Below are 17,790 nucleotides of genomic sequence, written 5' to 3'. Positions count from 1 at the left end.
GCTCAGGATTGCTGTTTTTCCGCATCAGTCAGATAACGCACCTTACGCGTGTAGTCCTGGCCTTTGAAGCTCAGCGGCTGGTGCGGATCCTGCAAATATTTTTGCCATTCACTTAAGGGAAAGCCGCCATGCGCGCCAATCACCTGCGGTGGAATCACGGCCGACTGACCACCAATGCGTTTCGACACCGGCCAGTTAGCCCATTCGCCCAGATTGACCGTGCGGACATCCAGCAGGTCGAGCAGGGCCGCGAGCGGTAGCTGATCGGTTGGCGGCTGGTCGTCGTTCATCAATTCCCAGGTATCATTAAATAACGTCAGCCACAGCGGACAAATACGCTGCCATGTGCGACGGGAGGCCGCCAGATAGGCGCCATTCACGTGATCCTGCAAATAAGGGCGAACGGTGTGGTGGTAATAGGCCGGAATATGTTCTTCCGGTGCGCCGGCCAGTTTGGCGATCATCTTGCCCTGACGGAAGCTGCTATACAGATGATGCTCACGCATCGCAATATCCGGCGTTTTCAATAAATTGAGATCGGAATCGATCATCAATATACCTTCACCGGTCGCCTGCAAGGGGGCCTGAAGTTTTATCAGGCGGCTGCGGTAGATCTGTTTATAACGGTAGTTTTCTTCTCGAAACGGCACTTCCAGCGTCACCACGCGCACACGTGCCGGCAGCGGCGGAAAAGCGCTGGAAGGCTGATCGCTGACGATGACAATTTCGCTGATGGTGTCGGCGCAGCGGCTGGCAAAATAAGCGCTGAGCACCGCTTCTTCAATGTAATCAGCGCCGGTACAGGGAATGACCACGGAACTGACGGCAATGGTGCCCTGCGCATCCGCCTGCGTGGCGGGAATGTTGTGGCGCGAGAGAATATAGCGACGGTGTTTATTTAAAAAATCAAACATGCTTTTTTCTCTCCATGACGTTTTCCAGAATGTTTTCCACGCCCGACACGTAATGTTCAATGCTGTAGCGCTCGCGCACCCGGGCGGCGGCGGCGGCGATTAAACGCTGGCGCAGTGCAGTATCCTGCCACAGCGCGCTAAGATGCTGGCTAAGCTGTTGCGTATTGCCATAGTCAAACAGTAAACCGGTCTCGCCGTGTTGAATTAATTCCGACGTACCGACGACATTCGAACCTATCACCGCCGTATTCACCAGCATCGCTTCCAGCACCACGCGCGGCAGCCCTTCACTGGCTGAGGCGAGAATAAACGTATCGAATGCCGCCAGATAATCCAGTGCGTTATTTTGAAAGCCGGTAAAAATAACCTGCGCGGCAATCCCTTCTTTTTGTGCCAGCTGCTGTAAGTGCTGCTGCTCCGGGCCGGCACCGACGATCACCATTTTCCATTTAGCGGCAGGATGCGCGCGGCTGAATGCACCCAGCGCCTGCAAAATATGATGGTTAGATTTACGCGCAATCAGGGAACCGATGGAGCCGAAAATAAAGGTATCTGCGGGATAATCAAAGCGCTGACGCACCGCCTCACGCTCCGGCAGCGGCTGATGAATATCGATAGCGTTGGATACGGTAAAGCAGCGCTGCGCATCAACACCGCTTTCGCTTAAGGTGCGGTGTACGCCCTGTGACACAGCAATCACCGCATCACAATGCCGATTAATCATCTTTACCAGCGCATTATTGAGTAACGGGTCAATGCGGCAGTGCTGAATTAACGCCACGTGAGTCTGTTCAGCGGCGAGATAGCCTTCAACGTTGGTGCTGGGCTGATTATTCATGTACAGCGCATCATAGCCACCGTCGCGTAAAATCGTCGCGATTTGGCGGGCGTTAGGCTGCATGCGCCACTGGCGATCGATGCGGTCGATGGCGCTTTTTTTCACCGCGCGGTTAAAAAACAGCAGGGTGCGCAATAACTCTTTGGTGGTTTTTGCCCAGAGCGGCTGGCGGCGCTGCGCAATAAATATCACCGGAATGCCGATCGCGTCTAATATCGAGGCAATGGTCTCCTGATTGCCACGCGCGTAATTCTGATAAAAACAGCAGGTGATAGCGAAACGCTGGCGATCGATGCGTTTGAGTAATTCCAGCATGCTGTTGGTGCCGCCGCCCCATTCGCGCCCGGTATCCAGCAGCAGAATTTTCTTTCTGGTTGACGTCATCTGTTCCGATATCCTTGCGCGGAAAAGGTGTGGCGTTAAATAAGGCGCAGCACGCTGCGCCTGATAATCAGAATAGCTGTTTAAGCGACTGCACGAGTGGACTGCCGGTAATGCTCTCTGTCACCACCTCCACCGCACGACTCTGCGGTACGGCAGGCAGCGGCTGGCCCGGCTTACACACGCCAGGCGCGCGGAATACCGGGGTACGCGGTTGCACCGGCGTGCTGGCCGGCGGCGTAGCGCCCTGGCGCAGCGGTTCGTTGAGCAACTGGCTGGGGCGGACGAGAGTGATATCGCCCGGTAGCGTCGGCAACATCTGCTGCAACACCCGTACCGTGGTGGGATGCGGATGGCCAATGGCGATAGCGTAGCCATCACGCTGTGCCAGCTTCACTGCGCGGGTGAACTGGGTGCGAATCGCCGCTTCATTCTGGCTGTCGTCGAGGAATACGCGCCGCTTCAGCACCTTAACCTGCGTGCCCTGCGCGGCCGGAACCGACTGGCTGTTGCCAATGGTCATGCTATCGAGGAAGTAGTAATTGTAGTGATTGAGCACCTGCATCACTTTCTGCATGCCGGGCAGGCTGGAGGTCATTTTGCTGCCCATGTGGTTATTCAGGCCAACCGCATACGGCACTTTGTTGCTGGCGTCACGCACGATGCGCGCGATCTCTTCGCTGCTCATCTCCGGCGTTAACGTATCCTTCTCCAGCGGCTGCTTGCTCAGCGGTGCCATCGGCAGGTGAATCAGCACCTCATGACCGCCCTGATGCGCTTTGGTTGCCATATCACGCGCATGAGGCGCATTGGGCAGCACCGCCACAGAAATCGCGGCAGGCATCTGCAGCACTTTATTCTCTTCAGTCGGGCGGTAGCCGAAGTCGTCAATGACGATAGCCAGTTTTCCCGCATGGGCGGCAAAGGTGAAAAACAGCCCGCACAGGGCGGCGCTAAGCTTTTGGGACTGAAACAACACTTATCTTCCTAACCACGGCAGTGGATTGACGGCCTGTCCCTGACGACGAATTTCAAAGTAGAGCGAGGGCGTGCCGCGGCCGCCGCTGGTGCCCACGAGGGCGATAGGCTGTCCTGCCTTCACCTGCGCACCGACGCTCACCAACGCGCTCTGATTGTAGCCATAAAGGCTCATATCGCCTTTACCGTGTTCGACGACCACAACCAGGCCGTAGCCTTGCAGCCAGTCGGCCATCAGCACGCGACCATCAGCAACGGCTTTGACTTCAGTGCCTTCCGGGGCATCAATCACCAGACCTTTCCAGCGCAGTTCGCCCTGCATTGCTTCACCAAAGCGATGTTCAATGCGACCGCGCACTGGCCAGATGGCCTGTCCGCCCGGCCGGCCAAGGCCGCCGGTGCGCGCCATCAGCTCGCGCTCGCTTTGTGTAGGGGAATAGCTGGAGCCTTTGGCTTTTGCCTGAGCCTGACGCTGGCGCACTTTTTCCGCCTCACGCGCTTCGCGTTGCGCCCGTTCGCGCGCCTCACGTTCGGCTTTGGCGATTTTGTCCTGCAGGCGGCTTTCGTTCTGGCGCATCTCGACCAGATCGGCCTGGTCTTTCTCCAGCGCGCTCTCCAGTGCGGACAGTGTTTTCTTACGCGCGGCGCTGGCGGTTTCCAGCTTGTTCTGTTGCGTCTGCTGCTGCGCTAACAGCGACTTTTGCTGCTCCTGCTTGCCCTGCAGCGCCTGACGCTGCTGCGCCAGCTCCTGCTGAGTCTGCTTAAGCTCATCGATGTTTTTCTGCCGTGCGGCATTGAGGTAGCCAAAATAGGCCAGAATGCGTTCGCTGCGCTGTGCTTCTTCACCGCCGAGCAGAAGTTGCACGCCGTTGTGCTGGCCCTGACGAAACGCGGCATCCAGCTGCTGCGCCAGCAGTTTTTCCTGCTGCGCCTGCTGCTTTTCCAGCCGGGCAATGGCGGCGGTGGTTTGGGCGATTTCGCCGTTCAGCGCGCTCAGGCTATTGCGGGTTTCACGCAACTGGCGACTGGCCTGGGCAATCACTTTTTCCTGACTCTGCAGCTGATCGAGCAGCTTACTGCGCTGCAGCTTCTGCGCTTTTACGCTTTTCTCTTTTTCAGCGATGTCCTGCTGAATGGACTTTAGCTGCGTTTTGCTGTCATCGGCGCTATGCGCGGCGACGGGCAACAGCAACGCACCCGCACAAAGCAGGCTGAGGGAGATATCGGACCAGCGAAATGACAACGGAGATGCCGGGTCGTTGTAACGGGTCCTTGTGTGTGTAACGGTCGCTTTTCCCTTCATAGTCGATAATTATTCCACGATGAACAGCCGCTTACCAGTTATCCCGGCCGGGTTTTGCTTTACGAAAGATGTCGGCCACAGCTTACCGGGATAAAGATTGTCTCAATTTTGCGATTAGAACACTTTTTTTGGAAAATGACGCACAAATCGTAACTCTGCCCGCTTCGCGACTGTACATGCGAAGTGGCGCAGGTATACTCAGAACCCTTGTTTTAGCTTATTAGCCCCGGTCTGGAGTCGTTACCCCTCATGCAAGAAATTATGCAGTTTGCAAGCAATCACCCCATCCTTAGTCTGGCATGGGTCGCTTTACTTATTCTGGTGATTGTAACCACCGTTAAAGGCATGTTCTCTAAGGTAAAAACCATCAGCCGTGGTGAAGCAACCCACCTGATCAACAAAGAGGACGCGGTGGTGGTAGACGTTCGTTCACGCGACGACTATCGCAAAGGACACATTTCAGGGGCTATTAACATCGCCGCAGCCGATATCAAAAAAGGCAGCTTCGGCGAGCTGGAAAAGCACAAGTCGCAGCCCATAATTGTGGTATGTGCCACCGGCCAGAGCGCCGCAGAACCGGCAGCCACCCTTAGCGCAGCGGGTTTTGACAAAGTGACCGTGCTGAAAGATGGTGTGAGCGGCTGGAGTGGCGAAAACCTGCCGCTGGTTCGCGGTAAATAACTTCCTGAGGTATCACCGCATGGCTAATGTTGAGATTTACACCAAAGTGACCTGTCCTTACTGCCACCGGGCGAAGGCGTTGCTGGATCAAAAAGGCGTGTCATACCAGGAGATTCCCATTGATGGGGACGCGGTAAAGCGCGAAGAGATGATCAAACGCAGCGGCCGCACCACGGTGCCACAGATCTTTATTGACGCGCAGCACATTGGCGGCTGTGACGATCTCTACGCGCTGGACGGGCGTCAGGGACTCGATCCCTTACTCCGCGCATAATATTTTCGACCGACAATTTTCACTTAAAGGATTCAGTAACATGTCAGAGCATAGCAGCAACGAAATGCAGTTCCAGATTCAACGCGTTTACACCAAAGACGTTTCATTTGAAGCGCCAAACGCTCCTCAGGTTTTCCAGAAAGAGTGGGAACCGGAAGTGAAGCTGGATCTGGACACCGCCTCTTCTCAGCTGGCGGATGAAGTGTATGAAGTCGTGCTGCGCGTTACTGTCACCGCCACCGTGGGCGAAGACACCGCGTTCCTGTGCGAAGTACAGCAGGCCGGTATCTTCACCATCAGCGGTATCGAAGGCACGCAGATGGCACATTGCCTCGGCGCTTACTGCCCGAACATTCTGTTCCCGTATGCGCGTGAATGTGTCACCAGCCTGGTGTCACGCGGTACCTTCCCTCAGCTCAATCTGGCGCCGGTCAACTTTGATGCGCTGTTCATGAATTATCTGCAGCAGCAGGGTGAAGGCGAAGCGCCACGTCAGGATGCCTGATGACTACACTCAACGCTTCGATTAGCGTCATCGGTGCCGGCTCGTACGGCACCGCACTGGCCATTACGCTGGCCCGTAATGGCCATCCGGTGCTGCTGTGGGGCCACAATCCGCAAAACGTGGCGCAGCTGCAGGCTGACCGATGCAATACCGCTTTCCTGCCCGATGTTCCTTTCCCCGATAATCTCGTTCCTGAAGCCGATCTGGCCCGCGTCGTCAGCGCCAGCCGCGATCTGCTGGTGGTGGTGCCAAGCCATGTGTTCGGCGACGTGCTGATGCAGCTCAAACCGCTGCTGCGTGCCGACTCACGCATTGTCTGGGCGACCAAAGGACTGGAAAAAGAGACCGGACGGCTGCTGCAGGATGTGGCGCGCGAAATCCTCGGCGACAGCATTCCGCTGGCGGTGATTTCCGGCCCGACCTTTGCCAAAGAGCTGGCGGCCGGTTTGCCGACGGCGATTGCGCTGGCGGCCACTGACGCGCAGTTTGCCGACGATCTGCAGCAAAAGCTGCACTGCGGCAAAAGCTTCCGCGTTTACAACAATCCGGACTTCATCGGCGTGCAGCTGGGCGGCGCAGTGAAAAACGTCATTGCGATTGGTGCCGGGATCTCCGACGGCATTGGCTTTGGCGCCAACGCGCGTACGGCACTCATCACCCGCGGTCTGGCGGAGATGAGCCGTCTCGGTGCTGCGCTGGGTGCCGATCCAACGACCTTTATGGGCATGGCGGGTCTTGGCGATCTGGTGCTGACCTGTACCGATAATCAGTCGCGCAACCGCCGTTTCGGCATGATGCTGGGGCAGGGCGAAAGCGTGGATGAGGCGCAACGCATTATCGGACAAGTTGTAGAAGGCTACAGAAACACTAAAGAAGTCAAAGCGTTAGCTGCGCGTATGGGCGTGGAAATGCCAATAACCGAGCAAATTTATCAGGTATTATATTGCGAAAAATCGGCGCGAGAGGCAGCATTGAGCCTGCTTGGTCGTACAAGGAAGGACGAGAACAGCCAAAGCTAAAGCAGGACGCTTAAGCATTATCACCTGTAGCGCCTAATCGGGCGCTTTTTTATCGGGAGCAAACAGCAATGTCGTCTGAAGAGTTAGAACTGGTCTGGAACCATATCAAAGCCGAAGCCAGAGCGCTGGCCGATTGTGAACCGATGCTGGCCAGTTTTTACCACGCGACCTTGCTCAAGCACGAAAATCTCGGCAGCGCGCTCAGCTACATGCTGGCTAACAAGCTCGCTAACCCGATCATGCCCGCTATCGCCATCCGCGAAATTGTTGAAGAAGCCTATCGTCAGGATCCTGAGATGATTGTCTCGGCCGCGTACGATATTCAGGCGGTGCGTCAGCGCGATCCGGCGGTCGACAAATATTCCACGCCGTTACTCTATCTGAAAGGCTTCCACGCGCTGCAGGCGTACCGTATTGGCCACTGGCTGTGGAAAGAGGGACGGCGCGCGCTGGCGGTGTATCTGCAAAACGAAATCTCGGTCTCATTCGCCGTGGATATTCATCCGGCGGCGCGCATCGGGCGCGGCATCATGCTGGATCACGCCACCGGCATCGTGATTGGTGAAACGGCTGTGGTGGAAAATGACGTCTCCATTCTGCAGTCGGTCACGCTGGGCGGTACCGGTAAAACCAGCGGCGATCGCCATCCGAAGATCCGTGAAGGGGTGATGATTGGCGCAGGGGCCAAAATCCTTGGCAATATTGAAGTCGGGCGCGGTGCCAAAATCGGTGCCGGTTCGGTGGTCTTGCAGCCGGTGCCGCCCCATACCACGGCGGCCGGCGTGCCGGCGCGCATTGTCGGCAAACCAGCCAGCGACAAACCGTCGATGGATATGGATCAGCACTTCACCGGCGCCGGGTTTGAGTACGGCGACGGCATCTAGCCTTTGATCAGCGCGCCCGCATAATCCAGCTGGCGCCACGCCTCATACACCACCACTGAAACCGCATTCGACAGGTTCATGCTGCGGCTCTCCGCGCGCATCGGAATGCGGATCTTCTGTTCTGCCGGCAACGCATTAAGAATTTCTGGTGGTAAGCCACGGCTCTCCGGGCCAAACAGCAGATAGTCGCCCGGCTGATAGCTGACGGCGCTGTGCGCCGGTGTGCCTTTGGTGGTCAGCGCGAATAAGCGCTGTGGCGCTTCTGCCGCCAGAAAAGCAGCGTAGCTGGCGTGCTTTTTCAGCGCGGTATATTCATGGTAATCCAGTCCGGCGCGGCGCAGGCGTTTATCATCCCAGGCGAAGCCTAACGGCTCAATCAGGTGCAGCTGAAAGCCGGTATTGGCGCACAGGCGGATGATATTGCCGGTATTTGGCGGGATTTCAGGTTCAAATAAGACGATGTTTAGCATAAGGCCCCCGGAAACGAGGGCCGCAGCATAGCAAATTATTGCCGGGCGGAGTACAGCGGCAGCCACAGCGTCAGGCGCAGACCGCCTAACGGGCTGTCATCGGCTTTCACCCAGCCGCGGTGCTGTTGCACGGCGGTTTCGACAATCGCCAGCCCGAGCCCGGTGCCGCCGGATTCACGGTCACGCGCTTCATCGGTGCGGTAGAACGGACGGAAAATCTGCTCGCGATCTTCCGGGCTGACGCCAGGACCGTCGTCGTCCACGTGCACGGTAATGCCCTGAATATCCACCGCAAAGCTAACGCTGATGTGCGTGTGTGAATAGCGCAGCGCGTTACGCACAATGTTCTCCAGCGCGCTTTCCAGCGCATGCGGGTTGCCGTACAGCGGCCATGGACCGGGCGGATACGGCACGTCCATGGTTTTACCCATCTGCTCCGCTTCGAATTTGGCATCTTCCAGCACGCCATTCCACAGCTGGTTGGCCTTCATCGCTTCGCTCACCAGCGCGTTCTTGTGCTGGGTGCGCGACAGTACCAGCAAGTCGTTGATCATGCCGTCCAGACGCTGCGCTTCGGTCTCAATGCGCTCCAGCTCTTTGCCTTCGCCATGACGCCGGCGCAGTAGCGCCGTCGCCAGCTGCAGACGCGTCAGCGGCGTGCGTAATTCATGGCTGATATCCGACAGCAGACGCTGCTGTGCCGTCATCATGCGTTCGAGCGCGCTCACCATCTGGTTGAAACTGGAGCCGGCAGCGAGAAATTCCTGCGGGCCCGATTCCAGTTCCGGATGCTGACGCAGATTTCCGCTCGCCACTTCATCCGCGGCATGTTTTAGTTTGCGTGCCGGACGCGCCAGGCTCCACGCCAGCCACAGCAGCAGCGGTGAGCTGATTAACATCGTGACGATGAGCAGCAGCAGAGGACGGTCAAACAGCAGGTTGACGAAATCGAGCTGGGAACTGGTGGCGGGACGGATCAGATAGAGCTGGTAATTGTCTTCGCCGTCGCGCACCGCGAAGGGGCCGACCATCTCGACGCGACCATACTTTTTCTTCTGCGGATGATCGGCATTATCGGACTGGCCGATAAAGTTGCGGATCACCTGCATTTCATTGTGCTGCGCACCGATCACCCGTCCTTCGCTGGTCACCAGCAGCAGGCGCTGACCGGGCGGTGCCCATTTGTCGATGGCGCGAAACAGCCGGCGCCACCACATCAGGTCGTTGGGCGGATCCTGTGACAGCTCCGCCTCAACGTGTTGCTCAATCATGGTGCCCTGGCGCTGTTCGCTCTCCATCAGCGAGGTCATCTGGCGCGAATCGAGTTTGGGCACCATCAGTACCAGCATCAACACCAGCGCCAGGGTGAGCCAGAAGATGGCGAAGATGCGGGTGGTCAAACTTCCAATCATGATGCCGAAACCATCAGATAGCCGCGTCCGCGCAGAGTTTTGAACCACGGATGACCATCACGACGTTCCGGCAGCTTACGACGCAGGTTGGAGATGTGCATATCGATGGCGCGGTCAAACGGCGTCAGGCGCTTGCCCAGCACTTCCTGGCTGAGATGCTCACGTGACACTACCTGGCCAAGATGCTGCGCCAGTAAGTAGAGCAGGGTGAACTCGGTGCCGGTGAGATCCAGCGTTTCGCTGTCGAAGCTGGCTTCCTGACGGCCCGGATTCAGGCGCAGGCAATCCACTTCCAGCGTCGGTGAGCTGTTATCGTGCTGTTGCTGCTGTTCGCTCCAGTTGGAACGGCGCAGAATCGCACGGATACGCGCCACCAGTTCGCGATCGTTGAACGGCTTTGGCAGATAGTCATCCGCGCCCAGTTCCAGGCCCAGAGCGCGGTCCAGCTCGCTACCGCGGGCGGTCAGCATGATGACAGGGGTTTGATGTTGCTGGCGTAGCTCTTTTAACGTGTCGATACCGTTCTTCTTCGGCATCATGACATCGAGCAAAAGCAGGTCGACGGTGTTGTCCAGCAGATTGAGCGCCTGCTCGCCATCGCTGGCGACAATCACCTCAAAACCTTCCATTTCAAGCAGTTCTTTAAGCAGCGAAGTCAATTCGCGGTCGTCATCAACCAACAGGATTTTATTCATTTTTTGTTGCCCTCCGCAGGCAAAATACCGTGTTCCTATAGTGGCAATCCAACGCTTTACGTAGTTTTACACCCCCTGACGGATGTTTGCAGCTGTCGCCGTACACTAGCTCTCGTTGAATCGCAAAACGGAACGAACCGGGAGTAAACGATGCGCTACTTAACCGCCGTCGTCTTTGCCTCAGCGATGGTTCTCAGTCACGCCAGCGCAGAAGCAGCAGACACGACGACGATTGACGAGATGCATCATAACGGCGGATTGACGACAGGCAGTATGACGCAAAATCCGCAAAGCCACATGTTCGATGGCATTGAGCTGACTGAACAACAGCGGCAACAGATGCGTGACCTGATGCAGCAAGCGCGCCATGAACGCCCGGTGTTAAGCGTTCAGGACATAGAAACTATGCATGACCTTGTCATTGCAGACAAATTTAACGAATCGGCTATCCGCCAGCAGGCAGAGAAACAGGCCCGTGAGCAGGTAGAACTGCAAATCGAGATGGCCCGGGTTCGTAATCAGATGTATCACCTGCTAACGCCTGCACAGCAAGCGACATTGCAGAAGAATTTTGAGCGGCGTCTGAACGAAGCGCGTCGGCTCTCCGGATTGCAGCCATCATCACCGCTGCAAGCAGTGAGTAGTACCAGCAGTAACCAGTAACATAGTATCCCTGTTTTCCTTGCCATAGACACCATCCCTGTCTTCCCCGCCATGATGGCGGGGTTTTTTTTGCCCTGAATTCGCGGGCAAATTGCATCCGTTTCGCCATCCTGTCACGCAGTCTGCACGGGACGGTGATAAACTTGAGCCATTTTCCACTGCATGGCGTGCTGCAGCGCCTGACGAGGCAAGGTATGGAACCTTCCTACGCAAAACTGGTAAACCGCGCGGCGCTGGCGGCGACCACGCTGGCAACGCTGTTGCTGATCGTGAAAATTTTCGCCTGGTGGTACACCGGTTCGGTCAGCTTGCTGGCGGCGCTGGTGGATTCGCTGGTCGATATCGCCGCGTCACTGACCAATCTGCTGGTGGTGCGCTATTCATTGCAGCCTGCTGATGACGATCACACCTTTGGTCATGGCAAAGCGGAATCGCTGGCGGCACTGGCGCAAAGCATGTTTATCTCCGGATCGGCGCTGTTTCTGTTTCTTACCGGGCTGCAGCATCTGGCCACGCCGGAAACGCTGCGCGCGCCGCTGGTTGGCGTAGTTGTGACGCTGATCGCCCTCAGCTCCACGCTGGTACTGGTCGCTTTTCAGCGCTGGGTGGTGCGGCGTACCCGCAGCCAGGCAATTCGCGCGGACATGCTGCATTATCAGTCGGATGTGGTGATGAACGGCGCCATTCTGGTGGCGCTGGGCTTAAGCAGTTATGGTTTTAAGCGTGCGGATGCGCTGTTTGCGCTCGGCATCGGCGTATATATCCTCTATAACGCGCTGCGCATGGGCTATGAAGCGGTGCAGTCGCTGCTGGATCGTGCGCTGCCGGAGCAGGAAAAACAGGCGATTATCGCGCTGGTAAGCCACTGGCCCGGCGTACGCGGCGCCCATGCGTTACGTACGCGGCAGTCCGGCCCGACGCGGTTTATTCAGCTTCATCTGGAGATGGACGATCATCTCCCGCTGGTGCAGGCGCATCAGGTGGCCGATCAAATTGAGCAGGCATTACGGCAAAAATTTCCCGGCTCAGATGTGATTATTCATCAGGACCCCTGTTCTGTCGTGCCGCAAAATCAGCAGGGTTTTTTTCAGTTTTAGCCGTTATAAAACATAGCATTGCGTGAAAAAAATGACGTAACGCTAACAACTCTGTAAAAAATTAGCGAAAACTTGTCTGACCTGAATCAATTCAGCATCAAGCCTTTGATATACTATCTGCAACTATTAAGCCGTGCGATCGCGAGCTGGTCCACACCGATCGACAGGCAGGAATAATCCTTAGTTTTGAACAATCCAGAGGTTGTCATGATCAAAAAAATCGGAGTACTGACCAGCGGCGGCGACGCCCCAGGCATGAACGCAGCCATTCGCGGAGTTGTCCGTTCCGCGCTGAGTGAAGGCCTTGAAGTTTTTGGTATTTATGACGGCTATCTGGGTTTGTACGAAGACCGCATGATCAACCTCGACCGCTACAGCGTGTCGGACATGATTAACCGTGGCGGCACCTTCCTCGGCTCGGCGCGTTTCCCGGAGTTCCGCAACGAAGAAGTGCGTCAGGTCGCGATCGAAAACATGAAAAAGCGCGGCATTGATGCGCTGGTAGTGATCGGCGGTGACGGTTCTTACATGGGTGCCAAACGCCTGACCGAAATGGGCTTCCCGTGCATCGGCCTGCCGGGCACCATCGACAATGACGTCGCCGGTACCGATTACACCATCGGTTATTTCACCGCGCTGGAAACCGTGGTTGAAGCGATTGACCGTCTGCGCGATACCTCTTCTTCGCATCAGCGTATCTCTATCGTAGAAGTGATGGGCCGCTACTGCGGTGACCTGACCTTAGCGGCGGCCATCGCCGGTGGCTGTGAGTTCATCGTGCTGCCTGAAATCCCTTACACGCGCGAAGAGCTGGTAGCAGAAATCCAGGCGGGCATTGCGAAAGGTAAAAAACACGCCATCGTGGCGATCACCGAACACATCTGTGACATCGACGATCTGGCGCACTTTATTGAAGCGGAAACCAAGCGTGAAACCCGTGCCACCGTGCTCGGCCACATCCAGCGCGGCGGTGCGCCATGCGCTTACGACCGCATTCTGGCATCACGCATGGGCGCTTATTCAATTGAGCTGCTGCTGCAGGGCTACGGCGGTCGCTGCGTGGGTATTCAGAACGAGAAGATGGTGCATCATGACATCATCGACGCTATCGAAAACATGAAGCGTCCGTTCAAGCGCGACTGGCTGGATACCGCGAAAAAACTCTACTAATCAACGATAAATCGGGCGCGATCGCTTTCGCGCCCTTTTTTATGCCTTGCTATATTCTCCATAGTTATAACAGCTTATTTTTAATTCTTTAATCCATGGATTGCTTTGTGTCAGTCTTGTTCTATAACGACCTCGGGAGAGCAAGCAATGAACAAGTGGAGTATTGGTGTCACCCTGTTACTGGCTTCAACCAGTGTTCTGGCAAAGGATATTCAGCTGTTAAACGTCTCTTACGATCCAACCCGTGAGCTGTACGAGCAGTACAACAAAGCGTTTAGTGCGCACTATAAGCAGGAAACCGGCGATAACGTGGTGATCCGCCAGTCGCACGGCGGTTCGGGTAAGCAGGCGACGTCCGTGATCAATGGCATCCGCGCAGATGTGGTGACGCTGGCGCTGCAGTCCGACGTGGATGCTATTGCTGACCGTGGTCGTATCGATAAAAACTGGATCAAGCGTCTGCCGGATAACTCGGCACCTTATACTTCCACCATCGTGTTCCTGGTGCGCAAAGGCAATCCTAAAGGCATTCATGACTGGCCGGATCTGATTAAGCCAGGCGTTTCTGTGATCACGCCAAACCCGAAAACTTCCGGCGGCGCACGCTGGAACTATCTGGCGGCCTGGGGCTGGGCGCTGGACCAGAACCACGGTGACCAGGCCAAAGCGCTGGCTTACGTCCGGGCGCTGTTCAAAAACGTTGAAGTGCAGGATTCCGGTGCACGTGGCGCGACTAATACCTTCGTTGAGCGCGGTATCGGTGATGTGCTGATTGCATGGGAAAACGAAGCCTATCTGGCCGTTGATAAGCTGGGCAAAGACAAGTTTGAAATCGTTACGCCGAGCGAATCGATCCTCGCCGAACCGACGGTCTCCGTGGTCGATAAAGTGGTGGATGAGCAGGGCACGCGTAAGGTGGCGGAAGAGTATCTGAAATATCTCTACTCACCGGAAGGCCAGACCATCGCGGCGCAAAACTTCTATCGCCCGCGCGATCCTGAGGTGGCGAAGAAGTTTGCCAGCAGCTTCGCGCCGGTTAAGCTGTTCACCATCGATGACAAGTTTGGCGGCTGGAGCAAAGCGCAGAAAGCACACTTTGCCGACGGCGGCAGCTACGATCAGGTCATGAAACCGTAACCGCGTTTTCATCATGACGAAACGGTCAGCCCTGCGCTGGCCGTTTTGCTTTGCGGCGCGGAAAAAGCCGTGACTTTCCGCTGGCGACAGGTGAGGATGCTGACAGCTCATCACTGAGGATCTGGCCATGCAGGCGCGCCGCCGTAGTCTCACGTTGCTGATTATCGCGTTCATCCTTCTGATTGCCGGGCTGATCGCCGGCGCGGTGCATTTGCATAAAAACGCCGACGCGCTGTGGCAGATTGTCAGCGAAAAGTGCGTACCGGACATGACGCAACGCGGTAATCCTGCCCCCTGTCAGCAGGTCAATCTGGCGCAGGGTTACGTCACGCTCAAAGATCTGAATGGCCCGCTGCAATATCTGCTGATGCCGATAGCAAAAATCACCGGCATGGAGAGCCCAATCCTCCTCGAACCCACCACGCCGAACCTGTTTGCTGCCGCCTGGCAGCAGCGCCGCCTGCTGGCGCAGAAGCGCGGTGCGCCTGTCGACGACCGCGTGCTGTCGCTGGCCATCAACGCGCAGTATGGTCGTACGCAGAATCAGCTGCACATTCATATCTCCTGCCTGCAACCGGATGTGCGTCAGCAGCTGGATACGCTGGCGCCGAAGCTGAATGCGCAGTGGCAGACGGTAACGCTGCTGCGGCATACCTGGCTGATTCGCACGCTGAGCACCGCCGAACTGGCGCAGCAGAGCGTGTTTATCCGGCTTGCAGAGGAGGTGCCGCATGCGCGCGGTGAGATGGGAAAATACGGGCTGGCGCTGGCCCAACTGCCGGATGGACGCCTGGCGCTGCTGGCGCTGGAGCGCAACTGGCTCAAGCTGAATCGCGGTTCGGCGGAAGAACTGCAGGATCACCAGTGCCGTTTGCTGGAGTGAGTGGCACCGCGACCGATTAAGGCAATAAAAAAGGCGGCTCATCAGCCGCCTTTCTCTGCGTGAGAAACTTACGCGTTTTTCGCTGCTGCAGCGGCTTTGACGATCACCGCGAAAGCGTCGGCTTTCAGAGATGCACCGCCCACCAGCGCGCCGTCGATGTCCGGCTGGGTGAACAGTTCTGCGGCGTTTTTGTCGTTAACCGAACCGCCGTACTGAATGATTACCTGCTCAGCGATAGCGGCATCTTTCTTCGCGATGTGGTCGCGAATGAATTTGTGTACTGCCTGCGCCTGCGCTGGGGTCGCTGATTTACCGGTACCGATGGCCCAGACTGGCTCATAGGCGATAACCGCGCCTTCGAAGGCCGCTGCACCCTGGGTTTCCAGCACGGCGTCGATCTGACGTGCGCACACTTCTTCAGTTTTGCCGGCTTCATTCTCGGCTTCGGTCTCACCGATGCACAGCACTGGTACCAGGCCTGCGGCCTTCAGCACGGCGAATTTCTTCGCGATGAACTCGTCGCTCTCTTTATGGTAGGTGCGGCGCTCAGAGTGGCCGATGATGATGTATTTCGCGCCGATGTCTTTCAGCATCTCGGCAGAGGTTTCACCGGTGAAAGCGCCAGACAGGTTCACGTCAACGTTCTGCGCACCCAGCGCAATGTGGCTGCCGGAAATGGCGTGTTTGGCCTGATCCAGATAGATCGCCGGCGGAGCAATCGCCACACCGCAGCCTTCCACACCTGACAGCTCTTTGCGCAGGCCTTCAATCAGCTCGCCCGCCATGTGCTTGCTGCCATTCAGTTTCCAGTTACCCATAACCAGTGGATGTCGCATTCTTTCCTCCGCATAACGCGATTCATGAAATAGCGCTGCCATCGGGGCAGCGATGTCTGCCAGACAGTATAGAGATCAAATGGGGCGCTGGCTTTGCTTTTCGTCATTTTTGCCGGGGAGATCAGGGGCTAGCGAGCGCCAGTTTGATGGGCTCAACGGCGAAGGTCAGTCCCTTGTCGCCGTTGTCTGCGACCACAAAGCGCAGCGCACCTTCGGTGCGGGAAAAATAGCGTGCGCCCTTGCCGGCGCTGAGCAGGCCATCGAGCTTCTTGTGTCCCTCTTCCGCTGACAAACCGGGCACAAAAAAGCGCAGTAGCGCAGTCATGTAATCCATGGCGCGTGTCTGTGCCGCTTTCATATCCGGGCCCGGCACCGGCAGCCAGGTAATCTGCAGCGTTTTAATCTTGCCGGTGCCCTGTTCCAGCGCGGTGGAGGCATACAGCGTTTCGCTGATTTTGCTGGCGGCACGTGTCAGGTGGCTCTTGTCATCGCGGTTATCGATGGCGCGATACTCCTGCAGCGGCAGGTCAGGATTGGCGGCGTTGTACTTTTCGCGGAACTGCGCGATGGTCATATCAAAGGTGGGCGCACCCGCCAGCAGATACGGCGCCGCAGGCAGGTGATCGTTGCGATCCTGCGCGGGCGCGTCCTCTGCCCAGGCGGGAAATGTCAGTGCGACGCTGAGCAACAGCGCGACTGGCAGATTCTTCATTGCTTCGGCCCTAAATCATTCACTTAGCCCACGATTAGAACGGTTTTTACCGCTGAAAGTCAAAACCCGCGCCGGGAAAAATCTGACATTTTGCTGCCGGCGCGATTACCAGTAATGCTCGCTGGTCATGTGACCGGGTTTACGCTTGAAATGCTTGCGCATATCGCGGGTCTCTTTCAGCAATTGCTGGGTATCGCGCACCATCTGCGGGTTACCGCACAGCATCACGTGGCTGGTGTCGGCGTGCATTGGCAGGCCCACGGCGTTTTCCAGTTCTCCGCTCTCGATCAGCTGCGGTACGCGGCCATGCAGTGAACCGGGCATCTGCTCGCGGCTGACCACCGTCTGAATGTGCAGCTTGCCCTGATAACGCTGCTGCAGTTGCTGCATCAGCGGCAGAAAACTCAGGTCGGCGGCATAGCGCGCAGCGTGCACCAGCACAATGTTATCGAAGCGCTCCAGCCCTTCGCCCTGTTGCAAAATCGACAGATACGGGCCGATCGCCGTGCCGGTCGCCAGCATCCACAGCGTCTGGCAGTCGGGGAGCTCATCCAGCACAAAGAAACCGGCCGCCTCTTTGGTCACCATCACCTGATCGCCGGGCTGCAGCGCCTGTAAACGCGGGCTGAGCTTCCCTTCCGGCACCGTTACCAGATAGAACTCCAGCAGCGGATCGTGCGGCGCGTTGACGTAGGAGTAGGCGCGCTGCACGCGCTCGCCGTCGACTTCCAGCGCCAGCTTGGCAAACTGGCCGGCGGTAAAAGGGTCGATGGGCGCCGTGACGCGCAGGCTGAACAGTGCGTCGGTCCAGTTTTTCACTTCTTTTACTTCTGCATTGACCCACTCTGCCATGTTCGCTCCTGATGATTGATAATTGGTCTCTTTCTATCTTCGTCAGCCCGGCACCAGATTTCCAGCCCCGCAGCGGTCAAAGGGCT

General features: G+C 57.0%; 20 protein-coding genes. 10 read left to right on the top strand and 10 right to left on the bottom strand.

Annotated features, from left to right (window positions below):
* Positions 1-2 precede the first annotated feature (2 nt).
* The 4 genes from ABVR31_RS18855 to envC form a co-directional block, all read right to left on the bottom strand.
* Entirely contained in the window at positions 3-914 is a 912-nt protein-coding gene (locus tag ABVR31_RS18855; RefSeq protein WP_021507059.1) for a hypothetical protein, read from the bottom strand.
* On the bottom strand, positions 907-2,136 hold the full coding sequence (locus ABVR31_RS18850) for a glycosyltransferase (protein ID WP_372773819.1): 1,230 nt from the start codon (positions 2,134-2,136) through the stop codon (positions 907-909). The genes ABVR31_RS18855 and ABVR31_RS18850 overlap by 8 nt, the downstream gene beginning before the upstream one ends.
* 67 nt (positions 2,137-2,203) lie before the next feature.
* A complete protein-coding gene (locus tag ABVR31_RS18845) occupies positions 2,204-3,109 on the bottom strand; it encodes a divergent polysaccharide deacetylase family protein (protein WP_372774091.1) in 906 nt (301 codons plus the stop codon).
* Positions 3,110-3,112: 3 nt separating this feature from the next.
* The gene (gene envC, locus ABVR31_RS18840; protein ID WP_372773817.1) at positions 3,113-4,414 is read right to left on the bottom strand and encodes a murein hydrolase activator EnvC; all 1,302 of its coding nucleotides are present in this window, start codon (positions 4,412-4,414) and stop codon (positions 3,113-3,115) included.
* Positions 4,415-4,663: 249 nt separating this feature from the next.
* Here envC and ABVR31_RS18835 point away from each other — a divergent pair, with 249 nt between their 5' ends.
* The 5 genes from ABVR31_RS18835 (at position 4,664) to cysE (ending at position 7,777) form a co-directional block, all read left to right on the top strand.
* Entirely contained in the window at positions 4,664-5,095 is a 432-nt protein-coding gene (locus tag ABVR31_RS18835) for a rhodanese-like domain-containing protein (protein WP_058759412.1), read from the top strand.
* 19 nt (positions 5,096-5,114) lie between these two features.
* Positions 5,115-5,369: a glutaredoxin 3 gene (gene grxC, locus ABVR31_RS18830; RefSeq protein WP_010616518.1), complete on the top strand. Its 255-nt coding sequence runs from the start codon at positions 5,115-5,117 to the stop codon at positions 5,367-5,369.
* Positions 5,370-5,409: 40 nt separating this feature from the next.
* Positions 5,410-5,874 (top strand): protein-export chaperone SecB, encoded by a 465-nt coding sequence (gene secB, locus ABVR31_RS18825; RefSeq protein ID WP_021507054.1) that lies wholly within the window; start codon positions 5,410-5,412, stop codon positions 5,872-5,874.
* Positions 5,874-6,893 (top strand): NAD(P)H-dependent glycerol-3-phosphate dehydrogenase, encoded by a 1,020-nt coding sequence (gene gpsA / locus ABVR31_RS18820; RefSeq protein WP_372773814.1) that lies wholly within the window; start codon positions 5,874-5,876, stop codon positions 6,891-6,893. The genes secB and gpsA overlap by 1 nt, the downstream gene beginning before the upstream one ends.
* 68 nt (positions 6,894-6,961) lie before the next feature.
* Positions 6,962-7,777 carry a serine O-acetyltransferase gene (gene cysE / locus ABVR31_RS18815; RefSeq protein ID WP_021507052.1) on the top strand — a complete coding sequence of 272 codons (816 nt, stop codon included), beginning with the start codon at positions 6,962-6,964 and terminating at the stop codon, positions 7,775-7,777.
* Here the strand turns inward: cysE and trmL are convergent.
* Genes trmL through cpxR form a run of 3 tightly spaced genes read right to left on the bottom strand, consistent with a single transcriptional unit; the run spans position 7,774 to position 10,354 of the window.
* Positions 7,774-8,247, bottom strand: a complete 474-nt coding sequence (gene trmL, locus ABVR31_RS18810; RefSeq protein WP_021507051.1) for a tRNA (uridine(34)/cytosine(34)/5-carboxymethylaminomethyluridine(34)-2'-O)-methyltransferase TrmL — start codon at positions 8,245-8,247, stop codon at positions 7,774-7,776. The genes cysE and trmL overlap by 4 nt on opposite strands.
* Before the next feature lie 35 nt (positions 8,248-8,282).
* Positions 8,283-9,659: an envelope stress sensor histidine kinase CpxA gene (gene cpxA / locus ABVR31_RS18805; protein WP_031279625.1), complete on the bottom strand. Its 1,377-nt coding sequence runs from the start codon at positions 9,657-9,659 to the stop codon at positions 8,283-8,285.
* Complete coding sequence (gene cpxR, locus ABVR31_RS18800; RefSeq protein WP_372773811.1) at positions 9,656-10,354, bottom strand: envelope stress response regulator transcription factor CpxR; 699 nt, start codon at positions 10,352-10,354, stop codon at positions 9,656-9,658. Before cpxR ends, cpxA begins: the two co-directional genes overlap by 4 nt.
* Positions 10,355-10,504: 150 nt before the next feature.
* Here cpxR and cpxP point away from each other — a divergent pair, with 150 nt between their 5' ends.
* From cpxP to ABVR31_RS18775, 5 genes are all read left to right on the top strand, one after another.
* Positions 10,505-11,017, top strand: a complete 513-nt coding sequence (gene cpxP / locus ABVR31_RS18795; protein WP_021507049.1) for a cell-envelope stress modulator CpxP — start codon at positions 10,505-10,507, stop codon at positions 11,015-11,017.
* A gap of 194 nt (positions 11,018-11,211) precedes the next feature.
* Positions 11,212-12,114, top strand: a complete 903-nt coding sequence (gene fieF, locus ABVR31_RS18790; RefSeq protein WP_141497158.1) for a CDF family cation-efflux transporter FieF — start codon at positions 11,212-11,214, stop codon at positions 12,112-12,114.
* 207 nt (positions 12,115-12,321) lie between these two features.
* Positions 12,322-13,284, top strand: a complete 963-nt coding sequence (gene pfkA, locus ABVR31_RS18785; RefSeq protein ID WP_021507047.1) for a 6-phosphofructokinase — start codon at positions 12,322-12,324, stop codon at positions 13,282-13,284.
* Positions 13,285-13,431: 147 nt separating this feature from the next.
* Positions 13,432-14,421 carry a sulfate ABC transporter substrate-binding protein gene (locus ABVR31_RS18780; protein WP_021507046.1) on the top strand — a complete coding sequence of 330 codons (990 nt, stop codon included), beginning with the start codon at positions 13,432-13,434 and terminating at the stop codon, positions 14,419-14,421.
* Between the two features lie 127 nt (positions 14,422-14,548).
* Positions 14,549-15,304, top strand: a complete 756-nt coding sequence (locus tag ABVR31_RS18775; RefSeq protein WP_372773808.1) for a CDP-diacylglycerol diphosphatase — start codon at positions 14,549-14,551, stop codon at positions 15,302-15,304.
* Positions 15,305-15,372: 68 nt separating this feature from the next.
* Here the strand turns inward: ABVR31_RS18775 and tpiA are convergent, their stop codons facing one another.
* The 3 genes from tpiA to fpr all read right to left on the bottom strand — a co-directional run bounded on the left by tpiA (position 15,373) and on the right by fpr (position 17,704).
* Positions 15,373-16,140: a triose-phosphate isomerase gene (tpiA, locus tag ABVR31_RS18770; RefSeq protein WP_031279624.1), complete on the bottom strand. Its 768-nt coding sequence runs from the start codon at positions 16,138-16,140 to the stop codon at positions 15,373-15,375.
* A 121-nt stretch (positions 16,141-16,261) separates the two neighbouring features.
* Positions 16,262-16,852 carry a YiiQ family protein gene (locus ABVR31_RS18765; RefSeq protein ID WP_058771031.1) on the bottom strand — a complete coding sequence of 197 codons (591 nt, stop codon included), beginning with the start codon at positions 16,850-16,852 and terminating at the stop codon, positions 16,262-16,264.
* 105 nt (positions 16,853-16,957) lie between these two features.
* Positions 16,958-17,704: a ferredoxin--NADP(+) reductase gene (fpr, locus tag ABVR31_RS18760; protein WP_166712375.1), complete on the bottom strand. Its 747-nt coding sequence runs from the start codon at positions 17,702-17,704 to the stop codon at positions 16,958-16,960.
* Between the last annotated feature and the right edge of the window lie 86 nt (positions 17,705-17,790).

It is taken from the genome of Pantoea sp. WEP, assembly GCF_041678305.1.
Classification (GTDB): Bacteria; Pseudomonadota; Gammaproteobacteria; order Enterobacterales; family Enterobacteriaceae; genus Pantoea; species Pantoea dispersa.
The sequence above is the reverse complement of the archived record's forward strand: the minus strand, read 5'-3'. Positions and strand labels throughout refer to the sequence as shown.

What these genes read in the sequence shown, in the direction of transcription:
- ABVR31_RS18855 (WP_021507059.1), bottom strand. Translation starts at nt 914, where the DNA reads ATGTTTGATTTTTTAAATAAACACCGTCGCTATATTCTCTCGCGCCAC.
- ABVR31_RS18850 (WP_372773819.1), bottom strand. Translation starts at nt 2,136, where the DNA reads ATGACGTCAACCAGAAAGAAAATTCTGCTGCTGGATACCGGGCGCGAA.
- envC (WP_372773817.1), bottom strand. Translation starts at nt 4,414, where the DNA reads ATGAAGGGAAAAGCGACCGTTACACACACAAGGACCCGTTACAACGAC.
- ABVR31_RS18835 (WP_058759412.1), top strand. Translation starts at nt 4,664, where the DNA reads ATGCAAGAAATTATGCAGTTTGCAAGCAATCACCCCATCCTTAGTCTG.
- grxC (WP_010616518.1), top strand. Translation starts at nt 5,115, where the DNA reads ATGGCTAATGTTGAGATTTACACCAAAGTGACCTGTCCTTACTGCCAC.
- secB (WP_021507054.1), top strand. Translation starts at nt 5,410, where the DNA reads ATGTCAGAGCATAGCAGCAACGAAATGCAGTTCCAGATTCAACGCGTT.
- gpsA (WP_372773814.1), top strand. Translation starts at nt 5,874, where the DNA reads ATGACTACACTCAACGCTTCGATTAGCGTCATCGGTGCCGGCTCGTAC.
- cysE (WP_021507052.1), top strand. Translation starts at nt 6,962, where the DNA reads ATGTCGTCTGAAGAGTTAGAACTGGTCTGGAACCATATCAAAGCCGAA.
- trmL (WP_021507051.1), bottom strand. Translation starts at nt 8,247, where the DNA reads ATGCTAAACATCGTCTTATTTGAACCTGAAATCCCGCCAAATACCGGC.
- cpxA (WP_031279625.1), bottom strand. Translation starts at nt 9,659, where the DNA reads ATGATTGGAAGTTTGACCACCCGCATCTTCGCCATCTTCTGGCTCACC.
- cpxR (WP_372773811.1), bottom strand. Translation starts at nt 10,354, where the DNA reads ATGAATAAAATCCTGTTGGTTGATGACGACCGCGAATTGACTTCGCTG.
- cpxP (WP_021507049.1), top strand. Translation starts at nt 10,505, where the DNA reads ATGCGCTACTTAACCGCCGTCGTCTTTGCCTCAGCGATGGTTCTCAGT.
- fieF (WP_141497158.1), top strand. Translation starts at nt 11,212, where the DNA reads ATGGAACCTTCCTACGCAAAACTGGTAAACCGCGCGGCGCTGGCGGCG.
- pfkA (WP_021507047.1), top strand. Translation starts at nt 12,322, where the DNA reads ATGATCAAAAAAATCGGAGTACTGACCAGCGGCGGCGACGCCCCAGGC.
- ABVR31_RS18780 (WP_021507046.1), top strand. Translation starts at nt 13,432, where the DNA reads ATGAACAAGTGGAGTATTGGTGTCACCCTGTTACTGGCTTCAACCAGT.
- ABVR31_RS18775 (WP_372773808.1), top strand. Translation starts at nt 14,549, where the DNA reads ATGCAGGCGCGCCGCCGTAGTCTCACGTTGCTGATTATCGCGTTCATC.
- tpiA (WP_031279624.1), bottom strand. Translation starts at nt 16,140, where the DNA reads ATGCGACATCCACTGGTTATGGGTAACTGGAAACTGAATGGCAGCAAG.
- ABVR31_RS18765 (WP_058771031.1), bottom strand. Translation starts at nt 16,852, where the DNA reads ATGAAGAATCTGCCAGTCGCGCTGTTGCTCAGCGTCGCACTGACATTT.
- fpr (WP_166712375.1), bottom strand. Translation starts at nt 17,704, where the DNA reads ATGGCAGAGTGGGTCAATGCAGAAGTAAAAGAAGTGAAAAACTGGACC.